This window comes from Arthrobacter sp. 10T419, from assembly GCF_056394105.1.
The window spans coordinates 1-353 of sequence record NZ_JBFTHF010000095.1; the positions used below are offsets into that span (position 1 = coordinate 1).

1 protein-coding gene is annotated in these 353 nt (G+C 62.0%); it reads right to left on the bottom strand.

Annotation, left to right across the window (positions count from 1 at the left end; genetic code table 11):
- On the bottom strand, positions 1-336 hold a 336-nt coding region (locus AC1DBD_RS18040), incomplete at its 3' end, for a hypothetical protein (protein ID WP_476982761.1).
- Positions 337-353: the final 17 nt, after the last annotated feature.

The following is a 353-nucleotide window of genomic DNA, read 5'->3' on the forward strand; positions in this document are numbered from 1 at the left end:
AAGCAGGTCCCTGGCCTTCGCGAAGAAAGATGCCCGGGAGTCCGCATCGAACAACGCCAGCGCGGCGTCATTGGCGTCCACGAAAACGTGATGACGATCGCGCAATTCCTGGATGGCCATCGGATTGGCGTCCAGATAGGCCTCCAGATCCGTCACGCCCTCCGCCTTGCGCGCGTCAACCCATTGCCGGATCTCGGACCAGTCCTCGATCAGGATGGGAATCGGCGCGAAGCGAAAGGTCTCATCCCCAGGATGGCTACACGATGCCAGGCGTGGACAGGCGTCGGGGTCGATTGCGATCTGGGGCGTGGAAGCTTCGGGGCTGGGATGGATCATGGAAGACGGATATGGGC